Annotated in this window: 26 protein-coding genes and 1 tRNA gene; 5 read left to right on the forward strand and 22 right to left on the reverse strand. The window is 34.8% G+C overall.

Going from position 1 to position 22,973, the window contains the following annotated elements; translation table 11 throughout:
• The 9 genes from J6569_RS06620 to J6569_RS06660 all read right to left on the reverse strand — a co-directional run.
• Positions 1–2,104, reverse strand: a 2,104-nt coding sequence (locus tag J6569_RS06620; protein ID WP_296318072.1) for a tape measure protein, incomplete at its 3' end; no start/stop codon positions are given.
• Positions 2,105–2,115: 11 nt separating this feature from the next.
• Positions 2,116–2,442, reverse strand: coding sequence for a hypothetical protein (locus J6569_RS06625; protein ID WP_296318073.1), 327 nt, complete (start codon positions 2,440–2,442; stop codon positions 2,116–2,118).
• Positions 2,443–2,448: 6 nt separating this feature from the next.
• On the reverse strand, positions 2,449–4,830 hold the full coding sequence (locus J6569_RS06630) for a primase-helicase zinc-binding domain-containing protein (protein ID WP_296318074.1): 2,382 nt from the start codon (positions 4,828–4,830) through the stop codon (positions 2,449–2,451).
• Positions 4,831–4,840: 10 nt separating this feature from the next.
• The gene (locus tag J6569_RS06635) at positions 4,841–5,215 is read right to left on the reverse strand and encodes a hypothetical protein (RefSeq protein ID WP_085166032.1); all 375 of its coding nucleotides are present in this window, start codon (positions 5,213–5,215) and stop codon (positions 4,841–4,843) included.
• Positions 5,208–5,399, reverse strand: a complete 192-nt coding sequence (locus tag J6569_RS06640) for a hypothetical protein (RefSeq protein ID WP_065627010.1) — start codon at positions 5,397–5,399, stop codon at positions 5,208–5,210. Before J6569_RS06640 ends, J6569_RS06635 begins: the two co-directional genes overlap by 8 nt.
• Positions 5,386–5,607, reverse strand: a complete 222-nt coding sequence (locus tag J6569_RS06645; protein ID WP_085166033.1) for a hypothetical protein — start codon at positions 5,605–5,607, stop codon at positions 5,386–5,388. Before J6569_RS06645 ends, J6569_RS06640 begins: the two co-directional genes overlap by 14 nt.
• Positions 5,600–5,827 carry a hypothetical protein gene (locus tag J6569_RS06650; protein WP_065636761.1) on the reverse strand — a complete coding sequence of 76 codons (228 nt, stop codon included), beginning with the start codon at positions 5,825–5,827 and terminating at the stop codon, positions 5,600–5,602. Before J6569_RS06650 ends, J6569_RS06645 begins: the two co-directional genes overlap by 8 nt.
• Entirely contained in the window at positions 5,820–6,035 is a 216-nt protein-coding gene (locus J6569_RS06655) for a host cell division inhibitor Icd-like protein (protein ID WP_085166034.1), read from the reverse strand. Before J6569_RS06655 ends, J6569_RS06650 begins: the two co-directional genes overlap by 8 nt.
• Position 6,036: 1 nt before the next feature.
• Complete coding sequence (locus J6569_RS06660) at positions 6,037–6,378, reverse strand: hypothetical protein (RefSeq protein WP_065585765.1); 342 nt, start codon at positions 6,376–6,378, stop codon at positions 6,037–6,039.
• Positions 6,379–6,514: 136 nt separating this feature from the next.
• Here J6569_RS06660 and J6569_RS06665 point away from each other — a divergent pair, with 136 nt between their 5' ends.
• Positions 6,515–6,694, forward strand: a complete 180-nt coding sequence (locus tag J6569_RS06665) for a YlcI/YnfO family protein (protein WP_085166035.1) — start codon at positions 6,515–6,517, stop codon at positions 6,692–6,694.
• Positions 6,695–7,013: 319 nt separating this feature from the next.
• On the opposite strand, the gene J6569_RS06670 is transcribed toward J6569_RS06665, so the two are convergent.
• The 11 genes from J6569_RS06670 to secG all read right to left on the reverse strand — a co-directional run bounded on the left by J6569_RS06670 (position 7,014) and on the right by secG (position 14,678).
• The gene (locus tag J6569_RS06670) at positions 7,014–7,775 is read right to left on the reverse strand and encodes an antA/AntB antirepressor family protein (protein ID WP_085166036.1); all 762 of its coding nucleotides are present in this window, start codon (positions 7,773–7,775) and stop codon (positions 7,014–7,016) included.
• Positions 7,776–7,874: 99 nt separating this feature from the next.
• Complete coding sequence (locus J6569_RS06675; RefSeq protein WP_296318075.1) at positions 7,875–8,288, reverse strand: hypothetical protein; 414 nt, start codon at positions 8,286–8,288, stop codon at positions 7,875–7,877.
• Positions 8,288–8,488 carry an AlpA family transcriptional regulator gene (locus J6569_RS06680; RefSeq protein WP_091125917.1) on the reverse strand — a complete coding sequence of 67 codons (201 nt, stop codon included), beginning with the start codon at positions 8,486–8,488 and terminating at the stop codon, positions 8,288–8,290. Before J6569_RS06680 ends, J6569_RS06675 begins: the two co-directional genes overlap by 1 nt.
• 104 nt (positions 8,489–8,592) lie before the next feature.
• Positions 8,593–9,627 carry a hypothetical protein gene (locus J6569_RS06685; RefSeq protein ID WP_296318076.1) on the reverse strand — a complete coding sequence of 345 codons (1,035 nt, stop codon included), beginning with the start codon at positions 9,625–9,627 and terminating at the stop codon, positions 8,593–8,595.
• Positions 9,628–9,817: 190 nt separating this feature from the next.
• Positions 9,818–10,297 (reverse strand): hypothetical protein, encoded by a 480-nt coding sequence (locus J6569_RS06690; RefSeq protein ID WP_296318077.1) that lies wholly within the window; start codon positions 10,295–10,297, stop codon positions 9,818–9,820.
• On the reverse strand, positions 10,290–10,766 hold the full coding sequence (locus tag J6569_RS06695; protein WP_296318078.1) for a hypothetical protein: 477 nt from the start codon (positions 10,764–10,766) through the stop codon (positions 10,290–10,292). Before J6569_RS06695 ends, J6569_RS06690 begins: the two co-directional genes overlap by 8 nt.
• Positions 10,759–11,061, reverse strand: coding sequence for a hypothetical protein (locus J6569_RS06700; protein ID WP_296318079.1), 303 nt, complete (start codon positions 11,059–11,061; stop codon positions 10,759–10,761). The genes J6569_RS06695 and J6569_RS06700 overlap by 8 nt, the downstream gene beginning before the upstream one ends.
• A 651-nt stretch (positions 11,062–11,712) precedes the next feature.
• The gene (locus J6569_RS06705) at positions 11,713–12,090 is read right to left on the reverse strand and encodes a terminase small subunit (protein WP_296318080.1); all 378 of its coding nucleotides are present in this window, start codon (positions 12,088–12,090) and stop codon (positions 11,713–11,715) included.
• Between the two features lie 685 nt (positions 12,091–12,775).
• A complete protein-coding gene (locus J6569_RS06710; RefSeq protein WP_296318081.1) occupies positions 12,776–14,026 on the reverse strand; it encodes an integrase domain-containing protein in 1,251 nt (416 codons plus the stop codon).
• A gap of 184 nt (positions 14,027–14,210) precedes the next feature.
• Positions 14,211–14,296 (reverse strand) — tRNA-Leu (locus J6569_RS06715).
• A 7-nt stretch (positions 14,297–14,303) separates the two neighbouring features.
• Positions 14,304–14,678: a preprotein translocase subunit SecG gene (secG, locus tag J6569_RS06720; RefSeq protein ID WP_085166040.1), complete on the reverse strand. Its 375-nt coding sequence runs from the start codon at positions 14,676–14,678 to the stop codon at positions 14,304–14,306.
• Between the two features lie 296 nt (positions 14,679–14,974).
• Between secG and thiI the strand changes: the two genes are divergently transcribed.
• The 4 genes from thiI to trmL all read left to right on the forward strand — a co-directional run bounded on the left by thiI (position 14,975) and on the right by trmL (position 19,180).
• Positions 14,975–16,423, forward strand: a complete 1,449-nt coding sequence (gene thiI / locus J6569_RS06725; RefSeq protein WP_296318082.1) for a tRNA uracil 4-sulfurtransferase ThiI — start codon at positions 14,975–14,977, stop codon at positions 16,421–16,423.
• A 118-nt stretch (positions 16,424–16,541) separates the two neighbouring features.
• Positions 16,542–17,264: a response regulator gene (locus J6569_RS06730; RefSeq protein ID WP_143422135.1), complete on the forward strand. Its 723-nt coding sequence runs from the start codon at positions 16,542–16,544 to the stop codon at positions 17,262–17,264.
• Positions 17,265–17,292: 28 nt separating this feature from the next.
• Entirely contained in the window at positions 17,293–18,675 is a 1,383-nt protein-coding gene (gene cpxA / locus J6569_RS06735) for an envelope stress sensor histidine kinase CpxA (RefSeq protein ID WP_296318083.1), read from the forward strand.
• A 19-nt stretch (positions 18,676–18,694) separates the two neighbouring features.
• Complete coding sequence (gene trmL / locus J6569_RS06740) at positions 18,695–19,180, forward strand: tRNA (uridine(34)/cytosine(34)/5-carboxymethylaminomethyluridine(34)-2'-O)-methyltransferase TrmL (protein ID WP_244178553.1); 486 nt, start codon at positions 18,695–18,697, stop codon at positions 19,178–19,180.
• 895 nt (positions 19,181–20,075) lie between these two features.
• On the opposite strand, the gene J6569_RS06745 is transcribed toward trmL, so the two are convergent.
• Positions 20,076–21,497, reverse strand: a complete 1,422-nt coding sequence (locus J6569_RS06745; RefSeq protein WP_065608940.1) for a cation:dicarboxylase symporter family transporter — start codon at positions 21,495–21,497, stop codon at positions 20,076–20,078.
• A 75-nt stretch (positions 21,498–21,572) separates the two neighbouring features.
• On the reverse strand, positions 21,573–22,904 hold the full coding sequence (locus J6569_RS06750) for a CoA-disulfide reductase (RefSeq protein WP_296318084.1): 1,332 nt from the start codon (positions 22,902–22,904) through the stop codon (positions 21,573–21,575).
• Between the last annotated feature and the right edge of the window lie 69 nt (positions 22,905–22,973).

Genomic DNA, 22,973 nt, shown 5'->3' on the forward strand with positions numbered 1-22,973 from the left:
CTTTTGCTTCAAGTTTAGCAACTTCCAATTTATCACTAAGCTCTTTGACTTCTTCGGCGTATGATTTTGTTGTGCCTTTTTTATTGCTTGCCTTAATTTTATTGTTTTCCGCTGACAACACTCTTAATTGTGCTATCAACGGCTGTAAAGCAACCGCTTGGTCATTTGTTAACTTAGTAAAGTTGGTTTGACCAAGTGCCAGCGCTACTAAGTCTTCCCTATACTCATTAGCTCTATCACCCAACGCCGAATAAAGCCCGTCCAAGACAAATGCCGCTTCACTATTTTCTTTGGCTTTCAACTTAGCAATTTCAAGCTCTTTGGATATGCTCGCAAGCTTTTTATCAATTTCTGATTTTGATGCGTCATCCCAGTTTTTTGCTAATTCCTTACCATTATTTACAAGCTTTGGTCCTATACGGGAAGCTAGTATGTCTTCAACTTCTGCTATTTGTTTTTGGGCTGCCAATATTCCGTCAAGAATTTCTTTTTCTTGTTCACGCTGTTTATTTCTAGTGACAAGAGCTTCATTTATTTGTTTTTCAGATGGAGGAACAAGAGTTTTCTTATCCAAAAGATCTTGTGTTGACTTCATTTGGACGCGCAATAACTTCAACTGCTCTTGTGCATTTTTTATATCTTTGACAGCTTCATCTTTAATAACAACTAATTTTTCATCAGCGAAAGAATTAAGCTGTTCAGAAAGTGCTTTCACTTTTCCAGTTAAACCAACAGCTTCTTCTTTTGCATTTTTTGCCTTTTCATAGAAATGGTACAGCGACATAGCCGCCAACATAGCAGCGCCAGCAGGTCCACCTAACAAAGCCATAGCAGACCTTAGACCATTGGCAGCTAAAGAAGTCGTTTTTATTGCTGTGTTTAACTGTGTTTGCGCTACTGCATGTTTGTTTGTTGCTGTAGCTAACTGGGCTTCAACCGCGATAAGCTGTTTATTTAATGATGTTTGGGCGCGTAAGCTATTACAATGCGTTTGAGCTAGAATAATATTCTGCTTCTGAACTTCTAACGCTCTGATGTTCTCGCTAATTCGCTCTATTTCGGCTTGAATTAAAACTTTTTCAGCTTGTGCTTGTCGAATATTTGCAATTGTTTGTTCGGCGCTCTGTTTGGTCACACTAGCTAGCGATGTGATGTATTTCCCTGCATAAATGGCAGCAAGCGCACCGACACCAGTCATCAAGATATCAACGTGCTGAGACATTAGAATCAGCGAATCAACTAAAACTTTGGTTGCGCCAGTTGAGTTATTAAGTTCACCAAAGTATTTTTTAAGGTTATTCGTAACACGGTTAAGCCCGTCAGTTACAGTATTTCGCATGTTGTCAGCAAGCGAATCTAGCTCAGCGTTAGAATCTATAAGCGCATCGGTAAAGGTTTGCATAGATAATTTGCCGTCAGTGGCTAACTGCCTTACGTATTGCTCTGTTATTTTCTCAGCTTCTTTTGTTGATTTGGCGTTCTTCTTTAGGTAATTGGATAATGTTCCCAAAACGCTAGGCATATGCCCAAATACAGTCATCGCATCAACGCCAGCAAGCTTACCTTTCATTTGCGCCTTGGTAAGGGCATTGATAGCTGATTCTGCGCCTATTGTGCTTGTTTTATTGATAGTCAATAAATCAGACATTGAGCCAATATAAGATAGCGTACCTTGCGTACTATATCCTAGCTCGCCCATCGAATTTGAAAGGCGAATATATAACTCTGATGATTCTTCAATTGTGCGACCGTTGCGGTCAGAAGTTGCTAGGAGCTGGTCTAAAATGTCTTTAGTTTGTGATGCGGTTGCGCCAGTGTTTTGTATACGGTCTTCTAGCTCGTTCCAGCTTTGTGCATAAGAAATAATTTGGTTAGAAACTAAAGCAGCAGATACAGCCTTAGCAATAGTAGTAAGCTTACCAAGTGCTCCTCCTGCGCTTTTTGCTGAGGATTCTAATTTATCTATGCCTTTTGATGCTTTCGCTCCACTATCACTTAATTCCTTAAGTTCTTTTTTTGCTTTGTCAGTTGCTTCTAGTAAGTCTTTTAGTTCTACGCTGCAAGTAATAGTAAAATCTTTGTCACGTGAAAAGTATGTCGTCATATAATAATCTCCTAATGATAAACGCGCGTTGGGGTTTGTAGTAATGATTGTTCGGTATATATTTTTATAGCTCTATTCCCCCAGTCGGTTATATGCCAAGGTTTACTATAAAAATTAATCATATCTTCGATAAAATGAAATGGGTCAGATTTTCTACCGTTTTCTGTACAAAATAGTGCTAGTTCAACTAACCCCGATGATAATTGTTCTTTTGTGATAGTTCCTGTGTAAGTGTCGCCATCATTAACAAAGGTAAATATGGTATTACCTTGTTTAGCTATCATTTCATTAACATAAGTTTCCGCTATAGCGTCAGCAAGTGATTTCAATGATTTCATTTTCTTTTATACTCCTTTAAGTTTTGGTTCTTCGGCTTTGGGTAGCCAATCTTGACTAGTATTGATATTAAGCTCTACGTTGGTCCTCATCCCTTTATTTGCTCTTTTACGCATGTAGTCTTTACCGTTTTCTTTCATTGCATAATTAAGCGATGTGCCAAATTGCGTCAGTGATAACGGATTGTTTAAACCTGTATTGCGGATGTATTCAATATAAGCATGATATAAATATTTTCGGGGGTTAAAGGGCATTATTCCCATATTGCCAATAAACATACCATTGGGATAATCAAGCGCATCAAGATAACTACAAAAATCCACCAAGTGGTCGGATTCGCGTTTAATCGCCGTCGCTTCGTCTGATTGTTGTTGCTGGTGTAGTCTTTCTTTAGCTTCTGCTGGACTGGTAAACTCATTTAATAGCAACCTCACAATTGAGGGGAGCTCTTGCTCTATTTTGCTAACCAAGTTTAAATCTCGCTCTTTTTCAGGGATGACCTCGCCAAAGTGAAAGATAACCCTACGCCGTGATATACCGCCGTTACGCTCGTTAAATCTCATTGCCTCGTTATTGATAACCAAAACTACCGCAGGGATTTTACAAGAATAGGGTTGCTTGTGTTTTGGGTCTATTGCGACTTCATCACCGCCAGTAATTGCTTTTAATCCTGCACCACTGCCCATATAACGCGGTTGGTCGGGTAGTATGACTAATGAGTAACCCACGATTAAAGCTCTATCCCTTGCCTTTTCTAAGGCGTCCATAGTGCCTATTACAGTATTGTTTTTACCTGATAACATCGTCGCAATTTCAGCAAAAACACTTTTACCGCTACCGCCTGCGCCTGTAACCTCTAAGAATAATTGCCAGTCATGGCGATTAGCCAATATCATATATAGCGCAGCTAAGATATTTTTAGCCTTATCTTGATTGCCTGATGCTCTTTTTAGCCATTTAGCGAAGTTGGGCGCGTGAGTATCAAAAGATTCATTTTCTTTGGCAGGGTAGTAATCAATATCATTACTGACTAATAACCAATCTTGCTTATTGTGAGGTCTAAAGGTTTGGCTTTTTAGCTCATATACGCCATTTTTAAAGCAGATTAAATCTTTCTGAGGTGTTCCCATTATCGGCAGTGATAACCTGAGCGATTCAACCGCTGAGCTAATTCGCATAGGGTTAAATGGTTCGCCTGATTGAGTGAATAAATCGGCTAGTGTTCGCATTAATAGTTTATCGCTTATAGGTTGCCATGCGTTATCTTGATAGTGATAGATTTCATCGGTAGTAAGATTAATCGCAAGGTTATTATCATAATATTGATTAAGCAGTTCGGCGCGTTGACTTGATGCCATTTGCGATAGGTTCATGCTTGATAACTCGTTTTGCATGTTATGTTTTGTCATGGTGGATAACTCTGGTTTTATGAGGTTTTTATTAAAATGAGCCAAAGCGTTATCGCTTCCAAATTGTTGCCTATAATCATCCCAATCACATTTATAATCTGTATCAGGAACGGAGTAATAACCATTTACCGCTTGAGCTGCCTCTATTGCTTTAGCTAAGCCCGTATTAGGGCTTTGACCAATATCGTTATCACCTGCAATAATGATTTTAGCGGTAGGGTTTAACTCACGAATGTCTTTAGCCACATGAATAAGATTGCCTGCGTCAATAGCGGATATAACAATAGACTGATGACGGAATTCCGCTATCGATATCCCTGTAGCCAAACCCTCACAGATAATAATTTCATTATGTGCGAGCAAATTTGCGCACACCTCGGCAGGTCTACTCAAAATTGAGGTGGCTAAAATAAAAGCCCCTTTTTTGCTCGAGCTTTTCATTAAGTGCTTGCTGCCGTCTAGCTCAATAAATTGACCGCCTGCGTATTCATTATGAAGATTCAGCATGGGCACAAAAATGCGCCCGTTATCTAACAAGGGTAAATCAAAGGTTAACCCTTTCTTGGTCAGGTAATCTGATTGCCCTAATGTTACTTTAGATAGCAAATACTCGACCTTTTTACATACGGGATTATCTGGTATGTTATCGTTATGTAATTGTTCGGAATCTATTTTTCTAAATGCGAGATTTTCCCGTATTTGGTTATTCTGATTGGATAGATTTAAACACTCCACTACTTTACTCGATGCTTCTTTAGCGTCGCATTGACAATAGTTTTTGATAAGCTCTAAGCCATCACCACTACCGCACTGGTTACAGATGTACGTACCTCTACCATTTTGGTTATCAAATCTAAATCTATCCTTACCCCCACAGACAGGGCAGGGGCAATGTTTGCCATTACCCACTTCAATACCTAATGATTGAAAGATATAATCCCATTTATCTACGGCTTGGGCTGTAATTTCATTGATTTTCATTACATCCCCCTTAATGAATTATCGCGCTAGATTCAGCTTTGATATCTTCGGCTAAATCAATAAATAACGTTGCAAGCATTTCTTGCCCGAATTGCGTTAGTGCCATAGGTTTATCGTCACTTTCGGCGTACATCTTTTTTAATAGCCCATAGGTGCGGTTTAATCCCTCACTTTCGCCAAAGTCTTCAATCAAGCATTCTTCAAGACTAACTTTTAACCCTAAAACAATTAAATCTTTGTCAATATCAATCTTGATACCCTCATGAATAAACACCTTGGCACCGTTTTTATTAATCTGCTCAATTAAAAATAAGCCTGCTATAATCGCCATGGTAGAATCAACGATACTATGATGAATTGCTGTTACTTCTTGCTGGTTATCCATGATTTACCCCCTTAATTTGTGTCATGTATCGCCTAACCTCGGGCGGTAGTCGCTTGGTGACATCGGCGAGTAAGTTAGGGATTTCATCCTTGCCAAAAGAAAATAGTGCTACATATTTGCCATTTTTAAGCCTTAATGCGGTAATAGTGCCGTCATCGTTATGGACAAAATCAAACTCTTTCATTCTTTGCCTCCTTGCGCTCGGTTTCGCTTCTAAATAGCTTTTTAGAATCGTTAATCAAGTCTGATACAGCATCAAGGGCATAGGCGCGTAACTCATCATTAATTGGCGTATCCGGATCACAATCCACCATTAAAAGCGTGGTGATAGCGTTGGCTTGTCCTAGTTTTGTATTGATAGTATTAATTGCGTCCAATGAGATATTAGCCATTATTCTTATCCTCCGTTAACCCGTACCCTTGTAGCTCATCAAAAGCTTGCTCTACTAAATCAACAATAACCCACAGTAAATTACTCATATCGGTTTGTTCGATAAAAGGCTCGTCATATCCTGCGCACTTATAATTAGTGTTATCCAAAGCGATTTTAGCCATGCTCCGAACTTGAATAAGTTTAGATTCAACATTACAAATTAACTGATCGTTATTCATGGCTGTAACCTCCAAAGCTTCTAGTGTCTTCAATGACTGGATATAAGCGAATTCTGGCAATAAAGATAAGGGATGATTTGCCTAGGCTTTTTCTAGCTTGTTGTTCTGTAGGAGCTAATGCCTCAAATACTTTGGCAGTAGTAAGGTCATAGAATTTAAATAGTTTGGTTTCACGATTACTTTTTTCTTTATAATTCGTTTTCAACATACTATTTACCTCCCTTACGGTTTTGTGTAGCATCAAGTAGGTTAATTTGATTTGAAGCGAAACAGGCAACATCTCTTAATTGTGCTAGTAAATAGCCAATATCGCGCATATCACTTTTAAGGTTCTGCTCGGAATAACTCTCATTTTCACTAGCCCAAAACATCAGGTTACCAATCGCACCTATTCCATATAGAATAGATTGCTGTAGTTCTTCAAAATGATTCTCAGCTTGTAATAAATGGTGTGTTGGAATATCTGCTTGATAGAGATTTAAAACAGAAATTAAATTAGATAGGTCAGGTTGCCCATTTTTAGGGCGTAGGGTATCATTACTATTAGCCATAGCATTACTCCGTTTAATGTTTGTGGTTAGATGCCTCGATAGTGTTGGTCGCACTTCGTGGCATTGCTTTTTAGTGGTATTATCCTTAATATGGTATAAACCATTAACTGATAATCTAACATAGTGGTATAAACCAATGCAAGAAGAAAATAAAAAAAGAAGTTTTGACCGTTCTAAGAGCACATCTAAAATAATCCGCTTTGAAGATGATTTACTTGAACTAATGGAAAAGCAAATACTACAAGAAAGTAGTAACTTTAGCGCATGGGTTAAGGATGCTTGTCGCGAAAAACTAGCTAAACTAGATAAGAAATAATCTTTTAACTTAATGCCACTGATTGGTGGTATTTGTTTTCCCATTCTCCTTTTTATGGACTCAAGAAACATACTTTTGAAATTCAACCCCATGCAATGATTAGTACGCATTAAAAAAACGGTTTTCACTGCGTACTTAGCGCGTACTTTTACACTGGTTTCCACTGAAATAGGCTTTTTTGACTGAAAACTAGAATTATTGCCAACCAAGAAGAATGATTTCGCGTTAATTCCGTTAAAATAGCAATTTAAGCGATTATTTAGGGCTTGAGTATATTGCCCTATTGCTAGGGCGTTAAATGGGTGTGTAGTCATCATAATTAAGCCACCTGTGCCATATGACGGATTAAATAAGCATGAGATAACTTTATTAGCTCGGCTTTTCTCTGATGATAGTCGTAACCAATATGGATTAATGTTATATTTGCGTTCTCAAGGTATGCGATATGGTTTAATTCAAATTCGTTTAGGTGGTCACGAATATTACCAGTAAGATTATTGGCTTTCTTGTATTTGCTTGATGTAGTACCTAATACGATGCGGTTAATCATATCGAATTCATTAGTAAATACGGTGTTATTTGCGCTTTTCCCCAGTGCTTTACGTTGCTCTGTTAAAGCGTCACACATAGGACGGCTATAATCTGCGACTTTTAAACGTGCTTTTAATCGATTAAGTGCTTTCTTTTGGATTGTTGGCGCGATTTCTTTAAGATGTTCTTCACAACGTATAAAGTACTTTCTTATTGCTCGTCCTTTCTCGTTATTTTCAATCATTGCTAATTCTTTAGCGGTTCCGATTGTAAGGATGTAATCTGTACTTTTACGATCTCCACCTCGCTTAGTTGTCCATTTTATTTGTTGTTCATTATTTGTACTTTGATTCCTGAATTCTGATGAATCAAAGATTAAAAAATCATCATTTTTAATAAGCCCATATTCTTTTATTCTTCCCTTTATCCATGTTGAAAAATCATTTCCTACTTTTAAGTAATTATGTAAAGCCTTTGCGCTAACTGTTTGCTGTAATTTACCGTTTAATTGTGTTTCGGTTACTGGTACTAAATTATTAAAATCTGTCATTTTTTATCTCCTAACGTGTCCGAAAATTCCCCGTTTAGCTAAATTTAGGCAAAGGGATACCGTCGGCTCAAAAATGAGCTTTGCTATAAAATCAATTAATTAAGCTGCTTTGCTTGGATAAAGTGCTAAAATTTGGCTGATATCTGATTCAGTTAATAAGCTATTTTCATAACTAAGAATCAGATTAACCACCTTTTGAGCATCTTCCTTATTGGCTAGGTAATAGCGATAGTGTGAGCCTATTCCGTCGGTATTAGGTTCATCCATTCGCTTTAATGTGATGCCTAACTTTCTTTCTAGTTCTGAACAGTAATTTCTACCGCTAGAAAGCCTACAGGTGCGTAATATTTCATTTTCGGTAATACCATTGTCACCAGTACACGCAATTAATAGGTAAGCTCTCGGCTTTTTGGGTAGCTTTTTATAATCAGATTGGCTATGATTGGAAGCGTCAAGATTCCAATGCAAGCCCTCGATTATTTCGCGATATAGAGGGTTTTGTTTTATCACCATTATGCTACCTCGCGGCGTTCTACTCTGCGAGATTCAAGCCAAGAGTAAATCTCATCAGCTCGATAGCCAACACGGCGCAAGCCTATTCTGATTTTTTGGGGAAAGGTTTCATCTTTCCGTTCCAGCGTATAAAGGCTAGTGTCGGATTTGAAGTGAAGTAAAGCTTTTACTTCTTTTTTGGATAGGATTTGATTGGTCATTAGCTATATTCTCCTGTATCTAAAAGATAGATATAGAATATAACTGTATAAACAGACATGCATTACATTAAATACTAAAATGTGCCATTAAACGATTTAATTGATTATTTAAAAAATAACTTATATTTTTCAGGAATTACTAATTCAAAAGTTTCACTACTTTTAATCGATGGTAATTTTAACCCAACTTGTCTTAGATAATTATCTATTGTTGATTTTGTTGGAATAATATTATTTGATTCTTCATTACTCAATAATTTAATGTAATTTATAATCTTCTCAGAAATTGTCGATACTTTACTAAAAGGATATTTTTCACGTGTAGCAATGCCTACATCAATACAAAATCTTTTATAGTAGTTTTCTGGCCGTCCCGTAGCTGCTTGCACTATATCAAGATCAGTTTTATTGTTAGTATCTCCTCCGTCTAAAAATAGGTTTATTTCTTCTTGAGTAATAAGTAAATCTTTTATATCCAGTTTTACTGGGTAGGAAGAGTTTATATTTACTTCAATAATATTATCTAAATCTTTAAATAGGGAATCCAAAAAAGAATTTGGGTTGTCCTCTGAGATTTGATTATAGATACGATCAGCAATAAAAAAGCTATTTCTTGGAAGTTTAAACTGTGAAATAGTTATTTCTTGTATAGGATACATTTGGTATTTAGAGAATTTTATTGCGAGTAGGGTGTTTATATTATTAATGTCAATATAATGATTGATAAATGGATATTTATAATTAAATGAATCTTTATCATTTTCTAATTTAAAAACCTCATCACGAGCAAATAAATCAGCAGTTATAAATCCATATTTTGTCTTTAGACTCTTTCCATAAAAATCATCGTGAACAAATAATTTTTCCAAAAATTCAAAACCACTATTTTGAGATGTATCTATTGATATTTCACCTAAAGTGGTTATTTTTTTATTATGGCTCTTATTATATCGGTAATCTGCTGGAAGAATATATTTCTTGGCGATGTTTTCAGTATAAAATACACATAATTCTATTTTTTTACAGAAGCAAAAATATAATAAATCTTCAATATCTATATAGTTTTCAGGTGATAACTTTTGATTTATTTTAATAACAGCTTTATCTAATGGATAAAATAACCTTTCAGGTAATGCCATACGCCCCTCACGCCCTAATAGATATGTGCGCCAGTTCGCTAGGGTTGCGAATGTTCGGGGATCAGCCTAGACGCAAATAATACATTAATATACAGTTAGGTACATTATAGCACTGTGTTTATATGCATTAAATGGGTTTTGGAGATAAACAAACCACCGAAGTGGGTTGGTGGATATGTATGATTACCAATTATTTTTGATTCTTGACTTCTTCTTTTAACTGAGAAATTACATTGCTGATAGAGTAAGGTATTTGAATATTATTCTCTCCAGCATCCAATAAAATATCTAGTAACCTTCGTCTTATTTCTAAATAAGATGCTGTAACACCTAGTATTATAAAATCTTCCTCTGTTACTTGTTTAAGAACACTATAATTATTTACTGAAAAATAGCATGAAATCTCATAAGTTACATTTAGATATTTTTCTGCAATATTTCCTTCATATTCTCTTGAGCAGGAAGCCATTAATGCAATATCTATTTGTATTAATTTATCACTTTTCTTTATTTTTTTAAAATTGCTTTTTATATTAAACCCTAAACTTAATTCATTAGAAATAAGCTGTTTTTTATTGTCTTTTCCATATTTACCACCCCCAATATGCTCAATATCTACATTTTTTGTAACAATTCCCTGTAAGGAGAATGAACTTAATATTTTATCCATGTTTATTCTCGTTTTGTAATTTTATTGTAAGATTATCTGAAACCTTAGTTCTAGTTGTTAGGGTCAAATTATTGAATGTTAAAATGTGACGTATATCTTTTGTTGATTCTATATATGCTATATACCTGGTTATAGCTTCTATAATAAATCCATTAACACTAACCCCTTGTTCTTTTGCATTAGATATGGTTTTAGAATAATTAATATTACTTAATCTCAGAGTCAATCTACCACCGCAATCATCACCATCATTTATAACTTTTGGTTTCGGAAATTCTAAACCCATGTTATCAAAAGCTTCTTTAGATGTAATTAGTGTATCTATAACTAGCTCTCTAACTTCATTGAAGGAGTCACCATATTCAATAACATCTGGAAGTTCTGAAACTCTACCTACATATAGAAGTCCTTCATGACAATTTTCTTGTCTTATAGTTATTGTATACATTTCAGGGTTGAAGTTAGCCATTCTCATTTATCTCCAATAGATCTTTTTCATATTTTTCCAATAATTTAATTATGTTATGAACATAACTTATTTTCATTGGTTTTTTAGGTGCATGTCCACAATCAATTGAAAAAGTTTTAAACTTGCCATCAGTAATAATAGTTAACTTTTTAAATGAAAAAATTTTATGTTGTGCAGATTTTCCAGTTGTCATAGAAAATCCAAGATCTGTTAAAAAAGACACTATCCCTGCTTTACCGTTACAAGAAATATTTGCTGTTCTTTTTTTTAAATATTCAATTTTAGATTGTATCATACTATGACATTACCTATAGTGTCACTAAAATAAATTTATTTTAATTGTTTTTTTCATCAAATAAAAACCGCTACAGCAGTTTGTTTTAATTAAAAATTGAAAGCGCTCATGCTTGTTGTTATTCTCTAGTATCAATACTACTAGAAAAAATAATTACATACATTTACAACCAGTTAGGTACATAATTATACATAAAACAGAAAAGAATTGAATAGTATTATTTTAGATACGGGATTTTCTAGTTTCTAGGTTTTGTAATCACTTTTAATGATTTTTTTATTTATTAATCAATCTAGGCACTAACTCATCAATGTAGTTACATTATGTCGGTAAGTACTTTCAATTCAGATTAATTTAGCCTGTTTCATATCAAAATGCTAAAGATACTTTTATAGTTGTCTTCATTATGAAGATATCTGACTTTTGCAATCAAGAAATAATTTACTTAAGCAATGGCTTCGATTAGTATCCATTATTTTAAAGCCTTTTCACTGGATACCTGAATGGATACCTATATAAGTACTAGTGATTATATATTAAATGGATTTTTGGGTATTTAAATTCCATATGAAGTGGCTCAATTTGAGCATCTAAAACTTGAGCAGGTAACAAGTTTATGCTCTTTGCTTGTCAGGCGGTTAAATCTTTTGGTTATGGCGCTACTAACTCAATACGCATTGGTTTGGATTTGGCTGTAATGCCACTACCCATAGATTGATGGTCTAATATCTGCTTTTCAGAATAACCATGATTAGCAAGCATCAATTTGGCAATACTTGCGTTAAACTCGCCTTTTAAGCCTTTATTAATTAACTCGACTTCTTGGCGCGCTTTGATAAGTTCTAACATGTCCTTAAATTCTTCGCTTGAACTCGCATAATTGTATAAACTTGACCTTGAACAGTTAGCATATAAAGCCAGTCCAGCCATAGAGGGAATGATTTCGCCATTTTTGATATAGCCCTGTTTATGCAAATACTCTTGCCCTAGTTTTAACATGTCCTTTATCTTTGATTTTCGCCCTGCCATATTGCCACCTAACTTACTAATAATAAGGCTATTATAATCCAATAAGGCGAATTATTAGATTGCTTTCTAACGTGTCCAAAAATTCACTAAGCCAACCAATAGGAGGGGGGTGTAAATTCCTACGACCCTATACGTTCTAAACCGCCCACTCTCATTCATTTTAACGCTAACCCGATTTTTTTAGTTTTTTTAATGTTACCTTTTCCGTAATCTCCCTGTATGGTGGAAATCACCATAAAGCATTTAGCCTTTTCCTCTAATAATAGCCCTGGATCAACCTTAAAATCATCATAACTTAACATTATGATTAATAATTATTTTATTTTAATAAAAAAATAGTGCCATATAAATATATTTATATTTCAATTGGTTAATTACAGGATCAAGATTATTTTTAAATGTGTATAGTAGTGAACAGTAGTGAATACTAGTGAATACCAAAAAATATATATAATAAGTATATAATATATTGATATATATAAATTAATATTAGGTTAGTGAATAGTAGTGAACACTTTATATTAAAAGTTTAAGATTATGGGGGGTAAGCATAAAAACAGCCTAATGACTGGGTAAGTAAAGGGTGACATTTGAAAAAACACCCCTCAGATATGAGGAGTGGTTATTATGGATAATTGAAGTTTGTAACCCAAATATGGGGCACGGTATGAATAGCGCGATATGGTTAATGATTAACTAGCTTTAAATTGCGGTTACCTGATAGTGAGAGATTTCCTTGGCTTGCTTGCTCAACAAAGTCACCCCACCAGTCAAGCATAATACGCTTTTGATGTTCATATTCTGCTTTGTTGTAGGCTCGCCTTACTGCGTTTTTATCTACATGCGATAACGCGCTTTCAATGACATCATAATTAAAGCCTTGTTCGTTTAAAGCGGTACTAGCTAAAGCTCTTAATCCATGCGCAACTAACTTATCTTTGTATCCCATGCGCTTTATTGCCATGTTAGCGGTTTGGCTACTCATTGGCTTGTTATAAGGCGGTCTTGCTGTTGGGAAAACAAACTCACTTTTATGATTAATAGATTTCATTATCTCAAGTATTTTTATTGCTTGCGGTGATAAGGGTATATTGTGAGGTCTATCCATTTTCATGCGTTCGGCAGGAATACTCCATAATTTTTTATCTAGATTAATTTCTTCCCACTTAGCCCCTACGGCTTCACTTGGTCGCGTTAATGTTAATAACTGCCATTCAATCACGCATCTAGTTTGCAATTCAATCTTTGCCATAGCTAAAGCTTGCATGAACTGCGGTAACTCAGTAGGGGGAATAGTTGGCTGATTTTTTACTTTCGGGCTATTAAATACGTCGGTGATTTTGGCTAGAGGGTTATTATCGATAATTCCCATATTGACAGCATAATACATTATTTCATTAATTCGCCTACAAACTCTTTTTACTGTTTCGTATTTATTATTGTTATTTAATGGCTGTAATGCGTTAATCGCTTTGATAGCTGTTACTTGGTTTATTGGAATATCTTTTATATAAGGGAAAACATGATTTTCTAATGAACGCCAAGCCTTTTTGAGCGTTTGTTCTTCTAAACCTTGTTCTGTTTTGAATTTGAACCATTTCTCAGCCATAGCGTAAAAGGTATTATTACAAGCTTCTTGCTTACGTTGTTCTTGTTCCGCTTTGTGATGTTGTGGATCTATACCTTGCTTTATTAATTCGCGTGCTTCATCTCGTTGTTTTCGTGCCTGCTGTAGCGATGTTTCTGGGTATTTACCGAAAGATAATAATGTCTCTTTATGTGATATTGGCTTTTTATATTTAAATCGCCATAATTTAACCCCTGTCGGTTTAACTAACAAAAAAAGACCTCCACCATCAAAATACTTTTTATCCTTACTAGTGGCTTTTAATGCTTTTATTTGTGTGTCAGTTAAGGGAGTAGTTTTTACAGCCATTTTTCACCTTTGGGGGTACGCAATAATAGGGTATTTAATTATACCCCCAAATATACCCCCATTATTTTTGGTTGTAAATGTACCTTACTGATACTTAATGGGCAATAAAATAGACTGTAAGGCTTGTTATTACTGAGTTTGGTGTGCTTTGTTGGGTTTAAAAGAATGTTACTGATTATTGATTTGGTGCCGTGGGCGGGACTTGAACCCGCATGCTCTTAGAGCACTACCCCCTCAAGATAGCGTGTCTACCAATTTCACCACCACGGCGCCGTTGTTATTCAGGTATATCTGAAGTTGAATTTTGCTGTACAGGTTGAGTAATTGGAGCTGTTGCAGGTGCGGTATTACCTTCATTCAGCTGTGTTGTTACTGGTACAGTATCTTCAATATTCTCAAATTCGCTAGATGAAGCTATTCGTGGTTTGCTACCTAAATTTGAAAGTAAAATGCTTATTACAAAAAACAAAATACCTAATAAAGTGGTAGCGCGAGTTAAAAAATTCCCACTACCTGAAGAGCCAAATAAAGTTGCGGATGCACCAGCGCCAAATGATGAACCCATGTCAGCACCTTTACCTCGTTGTATTAAAACTAACGCAACTATTATAACCGCGATAATTAAATAGCTTATAATTAAAAATTCGTACATTTCAACCTGTCAATTTATATGTTATACAACAGAATTTATTGATGCGAGATATTAGCGAAAGACAGTCCAACAAGCAAGTAAAATTTAAGATATGATCGATATATTTTAAGCATTTATACTTTTCAGGTAGTAAAAATACTTATTTTATCTGTAGATGATGTATTATTGTATATTCACTAATTTTATTTCAAGCAATAAATTAAAACAGTCATTAGATATATTTATCATAATCAATTGTGAGTTTTTGAGTAAAACAAGTATAATGATGCATTTTTATAATAGTTCGCATTGATTTTATGAAATTTATTGTTAAGCTCTTTCCCGAAATTACCATCAAAAGTGATTCTGTTCGTTTACGATTTATTAAAATACTAACAAGTAACATTCGTAATATTTTAAAGCATCATATTGAAGATGTTGCAGTTATTCGTCATTGGGATTTTATTGAAGTTCGTCCAAAAGTTGAAAATAGTGAAGCTAAGATACTTGAATTATTAATGCGAATCCCTGGTATACATCATATTCTTGCTGTCGATGAAATCACTTTTGTTGATATGCATGATATTTTTGAAAAAGCATTAGATTATTATGCTCCATTAATTGAAAACAAAACGTTTTGTGTACGCGTTAAGCGTCGAGGTAAACATGAATTTACTTCAATTGATGTTGAACGTTATGTTGGTGGTGGGCTTAATCAACATGTGTCTTCGGCTAAGGTTAAATTAACTCATCCAGAAATCACCGTTCATCTTGAAATCGACAAAGAAAAGTTACTGCTGGTAAAAGGTCGACATGCTGGCATTGGCGGTTTTCCAACTGGTACACAAGAAGATGTTCTTTCGCTCATATCGGGTGGTTTTGATTCTGGTGTATCAAGTTATATGCTAATGCGACGCGGAAGCCGAGTGCATTATTGTTTCTTTAATCTTGGTGGAAAAACTCACGAAATTGGAGTCAAACAAATGGCGCATTACCTATGGGAGCGTTTTGGTAGCTCACATAAAGTGCGTTTTATTGCTATTGATTTTTCGGATGTTGTTGGTGAGATTCTTGAAAAAATTGATGATGGGCAAATGGGAGTTATCTTAAAGCGGATGATGATTCGTGCGGCATCAAAAATTGCGCAACGTTATAAAGTGGAAGCTCTCGTTACTGGAGAAGCATTGGGGCAAGTATCAAGCCAAACACTTACCAATTTACGTTTAATTGATAATGCTAGTGATACATTAATTTTACGTCCTTTAATCACACACGATAAAGAAACCATTATCAATATTGCGCGTCAAATTGGTACTGAAGATATAGCTAAAACAATGCCAGAATTTTGTGGCGTAATATCTAAAAACCCAACGGTTAAAGCCGTGAAAGAAAAAATTGAAGCAGAAGAAATGAATTTTGATTTCACGCTTTTGGATAAAGCAGTTGCCGAGGCTGAAAATATTGATATTCGTGAGATAGCAAAACAAACTGATACAAAAATTGCTCATGTTGAAACTGTCACAACTTTGAGTACCGATCACGTGGTTATTGATATTCGATCTTCAGAAGATCAGGAAGATAATCCACTTATATTAAGCGATATTGAAGTTAAGCATATTCCATTTTATAAGTTAGCAACGCAATTTGGGAATTTGGATCAATCGAAGCAATATTTACTATATTGCGATCGTGGAGTCATGAGTAAGTTACAAGCGCTTTATTTAATTGACCAAGGCTATAATAATGTAAAAATATTTTCTATATAAAAATTAACAATAATTTACTATATTGTTCGTGATTTTTACATATATAGTAAATTTTTGGATAAAACTATATTTGGTATAAAAATTAATATCAAGAATGAATGAAATAAAGAGGATTGTAATGAGCAGTAAATTACTTGTAGTTGATGATGATCCAGAAATTACTTTATTATTACGAGAACTTCTTGAGTTAGAAGGATTTCTTGTTGAAATAGCGAATAATGGTATTCAGGCTTTAGAAAAGTTTGATAGTACGATAGATCTTATTTTACTTGATATTATGATGCCTGAAATGAATGGACTTAAATTCTTATCTCAACTTAGAGGTAAATTTACGGTACCTGTTATTTTTTTAACGGCTAAAGATAATGAATATGATAAAGTTATTGGGCTTGAGCTTGGTGCTGATGACTACATTCTAAAACCATTTAATGATAGAGAGCTTATTGCCCGAATCAATGCACTTTTGCGTAGAGCGCATTGGGATAATGTAGCAAACGATGAAACTGAACAACCAATTAAATATACAATTGATAAACTTAATGTAAATCGAAAACAGGGATCTGCTTTTTTTGATAACAAGTATATAGATTTAACGGGTACTGAGTTTCAAGTGTTGCTTACCTTTCTAGAAAATTCGGGAAAGATAATTACACGCGAAAAACTAAGCGAATTTGTTTTGGGTAAAAATTTAGCTCCACTTGCTCGCTCAATTGATGTACATGTATCTAGATTACGGAAAAAACTACCGCCTAGAAGTGATGGTTTACCATGGATTAAAACATTACGTTCAAAAGGTTACTTATTTGTAATTGATCGAAATGACGATTTGTTATATGAATAACTTTATAATGAAGATCAGATAAAATGACATGTGGCTTTTTGATAAACTAACAATAAGAATTTTCACAATATTTTTATTAACCATAGCTTTTTTTCTAATGTTAATAATGGTTTTGCCGAGTCTTGATGCTCGAAACCTAACCTACTTAGCAAACAAAGATAAACAAGCTGGTAATATGCTTGCGCATCAAATTGAAAATGATCTTATTAATGTACCAAAAGATAGTTTTCGGTGGTGGATGCGTTTTATTGTTGTTATGGATAGTTATCAAAAACCGGGGCAATTTTTATTTATTGTTACTCCTAATGGGCAAATCATTACAGCTGAAACAAAAAATATTGATTTAATCAAAAACTTTAGTGAAAAATCCCATGATGTCAAAGATCCTGCAAAAAAAATTTATGATTCTCAAGAAATTATAGGACCTTTTCTCATTCATTATGCTAATGCTGAATATCAATTATATATCCTACAACAAACTACAGATATTCAATCTCAATTAGTCAACTTTATATTTGATCATCCTTTTTTACTATTAACTTTAACCATGCTGGCAAGTTCTCCTTTTTTACTATGGCTATCTTGGAGTATTGCAAAACCTGCTCGAGGGCTAAAAAAAGCAGCTGATCAGGTTGCGAAAGGAAATTTACAAGAGTGGCCTGAGCTAGAACAAATAGGATCGTCTGAATATAAAGCTACTGGGGCTAGTTTTAACCATATGCTAAGAGAGCTTAAACGAATGCAAGAAGTACAGCAACGTTTGTTTTCAGATATTTCTCATGAATTACGCACTCCTTTGACTCGTTTGCAGCTTGCTACATCGCTATTGCGACGCAAACAAGGTGAAAGCAGTGAAGTTATACGTATTAATAATGAAGCAATAAAATTAGACTCTATGATTGGTGACTTATTGTCATTGGCAAGGCAACAATATGACAATAATGAAATTCGTGAAGTTAATAAAATTAATATTCTATTTAAACAGGTGCTTGATAATGCCACTTTTGAAGCAGAACAAATAGGTAAAACGTTGGTCGTTACAAATTTTCCAACTAACCATACTATATTATGCTATCCAATTGCTTTGTGTAGCGCACTTGAAAACGTTATACGCAACGCATTTCGCTATTCAAATAAACAGATCGATATTAATTTTGTAGCACAACAACAAAAGCTAACAATTACAATTGATGATGATGGTCCAGGAGTTGCTGAAAGTGAACTAGAACAAATTTTTAGACCTTTTTATCGTACAAGTGAAGCTCGAGATCGTGAATCTGGCGGAACTGGATTAGGGCTCGCTATTGTAGCTAATGCCATCATACGCGATCACGGTACTGTAAAAGCAGAAAAAAGTCATCTTGGTGGACTTAGAATTGTGATAATATTGCCAATTCATAAACATCCATAAATAATAAATGAGAAAAATTGTGTCAAATTCAGCCTTAAACATCGTTTTATTTGAACCCGAAATTCCTGCTAATACTGGAAATATTATCCGTCTTTGTGCTAACACTGGTTTCAATTTACATATTATTGAGCCTATGGGCTTTTTCTGGGATGACAAAAAGTTAAGGCGAGCCGGGCTTGATTATCAAGAATTTGTTGATGTAAAACGCTATAAAAATCTCAACCATTTTTTAGATGCCAATCAAATAGACCTATCAACACAAGTTTATGCTTTAACCACAAAAGGACAAAAACCACACAGTGAAGTCGATTACCAGCAAAATGACTTCTTAATGTTTGGGCCAGAAACCCGAGGCTTACCAAAAAACATACTTGATGCACTACCACAAGAGAAAAAGATCCGCATTCCCATGCTCGCCACTAGCCGTAGTATGAATTTATCTAATTCTGTTGCCGTTGTGGTTTATGAATCATGGCGTCAGTTAAATTATATGGGTGCAAAATAAAATTTTGTCTTACTCAGTTGTTGGATAAATACCGACGTTGGGAAAAAAGCAATATTCAAACTTTTCGGTGCGGTTAAAATAATTATTTTTTTATAAAAACCTTTTATATAGTTCATTTATTTTATTAATGTTTTTTGCCTTAATTTAAGTCAAATAGTTATGTTTTTTAGAATTAGACTTAGGAGCGGACGTTTTGGCTTTTTCGGTGCAGTTTATCGGCTAATCCCCTAAATTGGAAGTAGCTATTGTAGCTATTCTACCCACTAATAGATAAAATGTTTGAAACCTGACCGATCCCCAAAATTTTCTATTACCATTTGATTTACCAAAAAATTAAATAAAATCAATAACCCACCTGAACGATTTTAGAGAAAAAACATTCCTACAACACCGCATGTCAATATACCTATCTTTAAATCTTAATTTTTTATTCTTTCGATTGTTACATTATTAACTTTTATAAGTTTACCTGCTTGTTTTACCAAATTACGGCATCTATACAAATACAATCACGTAAACTACATTCTAATTTACCGCTATTATTAATCTATGCACTTATGCTATATCCAAAATTAAAACTACCGAACTTATCAAGATTCTATACATTTAATTTTGGCTTTTATCGGTTCGCCTAAATTAAAAAAATAACTGCCTTTGAATTGATTTATATGTAGTGATCCTCACAAAAAAAAGGCAGAAGTTACCGCTATGACATAAATACAAATCATAGCGGGACAAATATCATAGGCAAAAAATTTAGCATCAAATTCAAACCAATATTCAGAAAATCTGTTTCCACAAAAAAATCGTTCAACACCAATAATAGCAAAACAAAAATTTGATTATTATCTTGAAATTTGTTGTTCTATTTCACTCATAACAACAGCCATTACAGTTAAGCTTCTGGCTGATCGTTTTCAAGAGTGATATCGGGGTCGTTGTACACTGCCATATTCATAAGACCAATTTCTTTATCGGTTGCGACAGCGGCTGTCATAGCGCCAGATACATTAGCTAAAGTTCTTGCCATATCAATAATTGGATCAACAGCTAAAACCATACCAATTAATGGGAAGTATTCGGCCATGCCCATACCTGATAAAACGACGGTTGCGGCAACTGTTGCCGTGCCAGGAATTCCAGCTATACCAATTGAACCAATAACCACTACAATGACAAGCATAATATAAAATTGGATATTAGTATCGATGCCAACCATATGAGCTACCATAACAGCAAGTAAAGCAGGAAAGAAACCGGCACATCCATTCATTCCCATGGTACTACCTAGAGAGCCAACTAAATTTGCGGTACCTGTATTAACACCCATTCGGACGGTTAGTGTTGAAATAGTCATTGGTAATGAACCGACAGAGGAGCGACTTGTAAAGGCTAATAACCATGTTCCTAGCGCTTTTTTTATAAACATGATTGGTGAAATACCATGAATCACAATAATGGCAACATGTACAATCAACATAATCAATGTGGCGATGTAGATCGCTGCAACAAAACTTGAAACCTGAATAATTGCGGGTATTCCGTTAGAAATGATGGTGCGAGCAAGTAAAGCAATTACTGCATAAGGCATGTATTTTATGACTGTCATCGCAATCGACATGATGATCTTATAAAGTGCTTCGATAAACGTTTTAAATAGGGCAATTGGTTGTGAGTTTTTCTTTTCCATTCTGTTGGCGGCAATCCCCATTAAGGCAGAGAAAATGACCAATCCAACAATATTTTCGTTTACCATTGATGCAATAATATTGCTTGGAATTAGATTTATAAAGGTATCAATAATATTAGTGTATTGTTTTGCCTGAGCTTGATGTACAGAACTTGAGCTTATTTCACCTAATGCAAATAGATTAGCTAACAAAATACCAACAATACAGGCAATTGCTGTTGTAAACAGTAACCAAAAAATTCCTCTGAATGCGATTTGGGGTAGATTTTTTTTACCAGAGAAATCGATAATTACTTTAACAATAGATACAAATATGAGTGGTATCACTAACATTCGGATAAAAGCGATAAATGCTCGACCAAATAGTCCATACCAAGTTGCGGTTTCTTGCATCCAGATTGTTGATGTGTCTGGAAATCCTGCTACAGCTTGAATACTTAAACCAAGCACGGCACCAAGTATTAACCCAACTAACATACGTATTGAAAAATTAACCTTTTGCTTTTGTAATGGCCTCATTACTGCAAAAAAACAGATGAGCAGTAACCCAATACCAATTAATGTCTGGTAATGAGTAATAGATAAGAACTTTTCAAAAAAGACTCCTTGAAAAATGGCATCTGGCATATTTAATCCTCACCCTTTAATAATAAATTTAATTATCTAGTAAAATATTTATTGATAGGTTTATTAATATCTATCTTATTTTGCAATTGAGCCTGCAATATTTAAAATATCCCACGGTCTGGAAAATGGTGGAGCATAAAGAAAATCTATCATGGTTAATTCATCAATTTTCAAATTCGTCCATATTGCGGTTGCAAGGGTGTTGACCCTTAATGCCGCACCTTGCCCTCCAGCTATTTGACCACCTAAAATCACTCGAGTGTCGGCATGATAGATAAGTTTTGCTGTTACACTTGTTTGACCAGCAACATAGTTGCTGTGATTTTTATCTTTAACTATGACAGTTTTATAAGGAATTCCAGATTTTTGGGCTTCGCTTTCAGTTAAACCTGTTCGTCCTGCTTCAATATCAAAGACTTTTAAGGCTGAGGTGCCAATAGTGCCAGGATATTCACAATTTCCGCCACCTAAATTTTCGCCTACAATTTTGCCTAGTTTGTTCGCCCCTGTAGCAAGTGGAATATATACCATTGAATGACTAACTCTATGGTGAAGGGCAACACAATCTCCAGCAGCATAAATATCTGCCATATTAGTTTGTCCAAAGCTGTTGGTGATTATGGCACCATTTGCAAGTGTCTTGATACCAAGGTTTTTATAGATATCATTGTTTGGCTTAACACCGGTTGCAATAATAACAACATCGGCTGGATATCGTGATTTATCAGTAATTACATGTGTGACGTTGTGCGATCCTTCAAAGCCAAGTACTCGCTCTTGCAAATGTAGATCACAATGTTGTTTAATATTTTCTTCAATTAGTTCAGTAATTTGCCTATCAAATGCATCGATAAGAATTCTGTCATCCAATTGAATCAATTTGACGTTTTTTTGTAAAGCAACAAGCGATTCAGCTATTTCAAGCCCAATATAGCCAGCACCTATAACAATCAAATTTTTGATATTTGAGTTGGATAATGTCTGTTTGATAGCTAACCCGTCATGCAGGTTGCGTAATGTGAAGATATTTTTTAGTTGGCTATTTTCAAAAGGGGGAATGATGGGACTTGCACCAACTGCAAGTAGTAACTTGTCATAGCTATCATCAAAGCAATTGCCAGTATTGAGATCTTTAACAGTTAATTTTTTTTGATTAGTATCAATAGCAATGACTTCATGTAAAGTTTTTATTTCAATACCATCTTTTTGAAATTGCTCGGGCGTTCGGGATATCATTTCGTTGGCGTCAGTAAAGTGGTTACCAATAAAATAAGGTAAACCGCAAGCACCAAACGAAACAATATCTGATTTTTCATAAATACGGATGGTTGCCTCAGGGTTCATTCTTTTAGCCTTTGCAGCAGCACTTGCACCTGCGGCTTGAGCGCCAATGATGATTATTTTCACTTAATTTTCTCCTCAGTGCTCAGATACTGAATTATAAAATAATACCTTATCATACCCCATAGATTACCT

The sequence above is a fragment of the Gilliamella sp. genome, assembly GCF_024104075.1.
GTDB lineage: Bacteria > Pseudomonadota > Gammaproteobacteria > Enterobacterales > Orbaceae > Gilliamella > Gilliamella bombi.

Excerpts from the sequence above, each read along its gene's own strand:
- J6569_RS06625 (WP_296318073.1), bottom strand. The coding sequence starts at position 2,442 with ATGAAATCATTGAAATCACTTGCTGACGCTATAGCGGAAACTTATGTT.
- J6569_RS06630 (WP_296318074.1), bottom strand. The coding sequence starts at position 4,830 with ATGAAAATCAATGAAATTACAGCCCAAGCCGTAGATAAATGGGATTAT.
- J6569_RS06635 (WP_085166032.1), bottom strand. The coding sequence starts at position 5,215 with ATGGATAACCAGCAAGAAGTAACAGCAATTCATCATAGTATCGTTGAT.
- J6569_RS06640 (WP_065627010.1), bottom strand. The coding sequence starts at position 5,399 with ATGAAAGAGTTTGATTTTGTCCATAACGATGACGGCACTATTACCGCA.
- J6569_RS06645 (WP_085166033.1), bottom strand. The coding sequence starts at position 5,607 with ATGGCTAATATCTCATTGGACGCAATTAATACTATCAATACAAAACTA.
- J6569_RS06650 (WP_065636761.1), bottom strand. The coding sequence starts at position 5,827 with ATGAATAACGATCAGTTAATTTGTAATGTTGAATCTAAACTTATTCAA.
- J6569_RS06655 (WP_085166034.1), bottom strand. The coding sequence starts at position 6,035 with ATGTTGAAAACGAATTATAAAGAAAAAAGTAATCGTGAAACCAAACTA.
- J6569_RS06660 (WP_065585765.1), bottom strand. The coding sequence starts at position 6,378 with ATGGCTAATAGTAATGATACCCTACGCCCTAAAAATGGGCAACCTGAC.
- J6569_RS06665 (WP_085166035.1), top strand. The coding sequence starts at position 6,515 with ATGCAAGAAGAAAATAAAAAAAGAAGTTTTGACCGTTCTAAGAGCACA.
- J6569_RS06670 (WP_085166036.1), bottom strand. The coding sequence starts at position 7,775 with ATGACAGATTTTAATAATTTAGTACCAGTAACCGAAACACAATTAAAC.
- J6569_RS06675 (WP_296318075.1), bottom strand. The coding sequence starts at position 8,288 with ATGGTGATAAAACAAAACCCTCTATATCGCGAAATAATCGAGGGCTTG.
- J6569_RS06680 (WP_091125917.1), bottom strand. The coding sequence starts at position 8,488 with ATGACCAATCAAATCCTATCCAAAAAAGAAGTAAAAGCTTTACTTCAC.
- J6569_RS06685 (WP_296318076.1), bottom strand. The coding sequence starts at position 9,627 with ATGGCATTACCTGAAAGGTTATTTTATCCATTAGATAAAGCTGTTATT.
- J6569_RS06690 (WP_296318077.1), bottom strand. The coding sequence starts at position 10,297 with ATGGATAAAATATTAAGTTCATTCTCCTTACAGGGAATTGTTACAAAA.
- J6569_RS06695 (WP_296318078.1), bottom strand. The coding sequence starts at position 10,766 with ATGGCTAACTTCAACCCTGAAATGTATACAATAACTATAAGACAAGAA.
- J6569_RS06700 (WP_296318079.1), bottom strand. The coding sequence starts at position 11,061 with ATGATACAATCTAAAATTGAATATTTAAAAAAAAGAACAGCAAATATT.
- J6569_RS06705 (WP_296318080.1), bottom strand. The coding sequence starts at position 12,090 with ATGGCAGGGCGAAAATCAAAGATAAAGGACATGTTAAAACTAGGGCAA.
- J6569_RS06710 (WP_296318081.1), bottom strand. The coding sequence starts at position 14,026 with ATGGCTGTAAAAACTACTCCCTTAACTGACACACAAATAAAAGCATTA.
- secG (WP_085166040.1), bottom strand. The coding sequence starts at position 14,678 with ATGTACGAATTTTTAATTATAAGCTATTTAATTATCGCGGTTATAATA.
- thiI (WP_296318082.1), top strand. The coding sequence starts at position 14,975 with ATGAAATTTATTGTTAAGCTCTTTCCCGAAATTACCATCAAAAGTGAT.
- J6569_RS06730 (WP_143422135.1), top strand. The coding sequence starts at position 16,542 with ATGAGCAGTAAATTACTTGTAGTTGATGATGATCCAGAAATTACTTTA.
- cpxA (WP_296318083.1), top strand. The coding sequence starts at position 17,293 with ATGTGGCTTTTTGATAAACTAACAATAAGAATTTTCACAATATTTTTA.
- J6569_RS06745 (WP_065608940.1), bottom strand. The coding sequence starts at position 21,497 with ATGCCAGATGCCATTTTTCAAGGAGTCTTTTTTGAAAAGTTCTTATCT.